The sequence below is a fragment of the Niastella populi genome (genome assembly GCF_002078015.1).
GTDB lineage: Bacteria > Bacteroidota > Bacteroidia > Chitinophagales > Chitinophagaceae > Niastella > Niastella populi.
Genome location: NZ_LWBP01000147.1, coordinates 1 through 302, shown reverse-complemented (window position 1 = coordinate 302; position 302 = coordinate 1). Strand labels below are relative to the sequence as shown.

Here is a 302-nt window from a genome sequence, read left to right as displayed (position 1 = left end):
TTCCGACAAGTAATCTATTGTTCCTAAAGACTGGTTTGCATTTTGCGCAAATTCATTGATTAACTTATCAAAATGTCTCATCAGTTGCTTCAACGATAACTCGTCATAGACATTGAGATTATATTTAATATTTATATTTAATGAATCAGCTGATGGGTTAACTAATATATTAAAGTGGTAATTGGATCGTTCAAATACTTCCACAGACTCTATGAACAATCTTTCTTCCCCCTGGCTATTTAATACACCATCACTCTTCAGTTCCTTTACCGCATAGTTCTCAAATACCATGATATGATCCA

The 302-nt window shown here is 33.1% G+C and carries 1 protein-coding gene; it reads right to left on the bottom strand.

The genetic code is table 11. The features are described 5' to 3' along the window. The coding region (locus tag A4R26_RS13665) for a condensation domain-containing protein (protein WP_133054660.1) at positions 1-302 on the bottom strand (302 nt) is incomplete at both ends.